The sequence below is a fragment of the Mycobacterium sp. genome (assembly GCF_035314665.1).
Lineage (GTDB): Bacteria > Actinomycetota > Actinomycetes > Mycobacteriales > Mycobacteriaceae > Mycobacterium.
Window position 1 is genome coordinate 1 of record NZ_DATFZD010000421.1, and the last position, 3,459, is coordinate 3,459.

Sequence of the window (3,459 nt, forward strand, 5' to 3'; positions counted from 1 at the left end):
TCAGCCCGCGCAACATCTACGTCGCCGACGTGCTGAACGGTTCCGGACTGGCCACGTTGCTGTTTGACCTGCTCACTCCGGAGGAGGAACGTCACCGCGCTAACGTCTTCGACATCGAGCTGCTGGCACGACGCCTGGTCGACGTCACCGGCTGGCTGGCGGCCCAACCCGACACCGCGTCGCTGCCGGTCGGCTACTTCGGCGCCAGCACCGGGGCGGGAGCGGCGCTGGTCGCGGCCGCCGATCCGCGGGTGAAGGTGGGCGCGGTTGTCTCACGCGGTGGTCGGCCCGATCTGGCGGGAGAGTCGCTGACCAAAGTTCACGCGCCCACACTGCTGATCGTGGGTGGGCGCGACGAGATGGTTCTGGGGTTGAATCGACGCGCGCAGGCGGTGATGGCGGGCCCATGCGAACTGGCCGTGGTTCCGGGCGCCACCCACCTTTTCGAAGAACCGGGCACTTTGGAGAAGGTTGCGGTGCTGGCCCGGGACTGGTTCGTCAACCACCTAAGCGCTGCAGCGCTCAACCGCTAAAGCATCACGCAAGCCGTGGTGGACAATACATCGGGCATCGCAGTGTGCCGCAGCCCGATGACATTGCGTGAGACAACTTGCATCGTCGCAGGTCAGCGGATCGCCGGATGACACGAAAAATGGGAACCTACACTCCGATTCGGTCATGGTGAGTAATTTGCCCAGCTTCAGCTTCATCGGGCTGTGCTCCACGAAAGGGGCCGTCCCCTGGACCTTTGGGTCAGGGCTGAGGGACACGCGCTGAACGTCATCCCGCCGTGCGGTTTCGCCAGTACGGTACTGGTCTGTACTGCCGCAATGGTTCTATGGTGGCGTTGTGAGCCAGATCGCCGATCGCACCGCGGAGTCCTCACCGTGGTCGCCGCGGGAGACCGAGTTGCTTGCGGTGACGTTGCGGCTGCTGCAGCAGCACGGGTACGAGGGGTTGACGGTGGAGGCGGTCGCGGCCACCGCCCGGGCCAGCAAAGCCACGATGTACCGGCGTTGGCCGTCGAAAGCCGAATTGGTGTTGGCGGCGTTCATCGAGGGCGTCCGCCAGGTCGCGGTGCCGCCTGATACCGGTACGCTGCGGGGCGATTTGCTGCGACTGGGAGAGCTGGTGTGCCAGGAGGCCGGCGCGCACGCCAGCACCATGCGCGCGGTGCTTGTCGAGGTGTCGCGCAACCCCGCGCTGAACGACGCAATGCAGCAGTTCCTCGAGCAGCGGAAAGCCTTGGTCAACCACATCCTGCGGCAGGCCGTCGACCGTGGCGAGATCGACGACGCCGCGATCATCGACGAACTCTGGGACCTGATGCCTCGCTACCTGATATCCCGGTGCCTCATGCCCGGTGAGCCCCCCACCCGTCACACCGTGCAAGCCCTCGTCGATGAGGTCATGATCCCCAGCCTCACCCGACCCACCGGGTAAGGCGGTTCACGACGTCTGGCCAGCGCGTGTGAATGGGCACGCCGTCATGCCTTGCCCGGCCCGGTCCGGTACCGTACTGTTTTGCAGTCGAGCCCGCTCAGGGCAGGAAGGTTGATCTCGCCCAGGCGATCGTGTCACCGTTTATCGAAAAGGCTAACGGGTGAATCGGATTTCGATTGGCCGCATGGTCAGACGAGGGTGGACGTGGTCCCTGAGGTTTTCGGGCCGCCGGGCACGGTGGCGTCGATCAACTACCTGGATGTCAATGCCCAACCGCAGCGCGTTGATGACACGGCCCTGCCGTGGTCATACGACGTCACGACGACAGAGCCCGCGGTGTTCGCCACCGTTGTGGCCCAGGGCGATAGCGATTCCATCGGCTGCCGCATCACCATCGACGGTGTGGTCAAAGACGAGAGATCGGTCAACACGGTGAACGCCTACACCTTCTGCTCGGACAAGTCCGGATGATCAACCATCACCTCCCGCGGCCTTCGTTTGCGCAGATGATCCGGCGGCTTTCGGTGCCGATCGCGATGTTCTGGCTGGCCCTGGCCGCGATCACGAATGTTTTCGTGCCGCAATTGGAGAAGGTTGCCCAAGCGCATAACGTGTCGCTGAGCCCCCAGGATGCGCCGTCCCTGCAGGCCAGTAAACGCATCGGCAAGGTGTTTCACGAGTTCGATTCCGACAGCGCGGCCATGATCGTCCTGGAGGGCGATCAGCCGCTCGGTGCCGACGCGCACCACTACTACGACGGCCTGATTCGAAAGCTCTCCCAAGACACGAAGCATGTGGAGCACATTCAGGATTTCTGGGGGGACCCGCTGACGGCGGCGGGCTCGCAGAGCGCCGACGGCAAGGCGGCGTTAGTGCAGGTGTATCTCGCCGGCAATCAGGGCGAGACGTTATCCAATCAGTCCGTCGATTCTGTGCGCGACATCGTGGACCACACGCCGCCGCCGTCCGGGGTCAAGGCCTATGTCACCGGCGCCGCGCCGCTGATCACCGATCAGTTCGAGGTGGGCAGCAAAGGTACCCTGAAGGTCACCCTCATCACTATAGCGGTGATCGCAATAATGCTGTTTTTCGTCTACCGTTCCGTCACCGTTATTCTCGTGCTTTTCACGGTGATGATTGAGTTGACCGCGGCCCGCGGAGTCGTCGCCGTTCTGGCGAACTCCGGGATCATCGGGTTGTCGACGTATTCGACTAATCTGCTGACGTTACTGGTCATCGCCGCCGGAACCGACTACGCAATCTTTATCCTGGGCCGTTATCACGAAGCGCGCCTCGCCGGGCAGGATCGGGAACCAGCTTTTTATACGATGTACCGGGGGACCGCGCACATTATCTTGGGTTCGGGCCTGACGATTGCCGGCGCGGTGTTCTGTCTGAGCTTCACCCGGCTCCCGTATTTTCAGAGCCTGGGCGTTCCCGCTGCAATCGGCGTCCTTGTCGCGCTGGTGGCCGCGCTCACCCTGGCGCCGGCGGTGCTGACCATCGGCCCCCATTTCGGTCTGTTCGAACCCAAGCGCGCGATGCGCACCCGGGGCTGGCGGCGCATCGGCACTGCCATCGTGCGCTGGCCCGGACCCATTCTCGTGGTGAGCGTGGCGGTGGCCCTGATCGGTCTGCTCGCGCTACCGGGATACAAGACCAGCTACGACGCCCGCTCCTACATGCCTGCCAGCGCCCCGGCCAATATCGGCTATGCCGCCGCCGAGCGGCACTTCTCCCAAGCCCGGCTGAATCCCGAACTGTTGATGATCGAGACCGATCATGATCTGCGGAATCCGGCCGATATGATCTTGCTGGAGCGAGTGGCCAAGGCCGTCTTCCACACTCCCGGGATCGCCCAGGTCCAATCCATCCCCCGGCCGTTGGGCACTCCGCTGGATCACACCTCGATACCGTTTCAGATCAGCGCGCAAAGCACCGGCCAGATCGAAAACCTGAAATACCAGCAAGACCGCGCCGCTGACCTGCTCAAACAGGTCGCCGAGATTGACAAGA

3 protein-coding genes and 1 pseudogene are annotated in these 3,459 nt (G+C 63.5%); all 4 read left to right on the forward strand.

The genetic code is table 11. The annotated features are described in order from the left end of the window. A partial coding sequence (locus VKI00_RS30355; RefSeq protein ID WP_324446560.1) for a dienelactone hydrolase family protein occupies window positions 1-533 on the forward strand: 533 nt, incomplete at its 5' end. Window positions 534-822: 289 nt separating this feature from the next. Then, window positions 823-1,443 carry a TetR/AcrR family transcriptional regulator gene (locus tag VKI00_RS30360; protein ID WP_414687340.1) on the forward strand — a complete coding sequence of 207 codons (621 nt, stop codon included), beginning with the start codon at window positions 823-825 and terminating at the stop codon, window positions 1,441-1,443. A gap of 204 nt (window positions 1,444-1,647) precedes the next feature. After that, window positions 1,648-1,914 (forward strand): annotated as a pseudogene (locus VKI00_RS30365) (MmpS family transport accessory protein); the annotation flags it as partial. Continuing rightward, window positions 1,911-3,459, forward strand: a 1,549-nt coding sequence (locus VKI00_RS30370) for an MMPL family transporter (RefSeq protein ID WP_324446564.1), incomplete at its 3' end; no start/stop codon positions are given. The pseudogene VKI00_RS30365 and the gene VKI00_RS30370, both read left to right, overlap by 4 nt.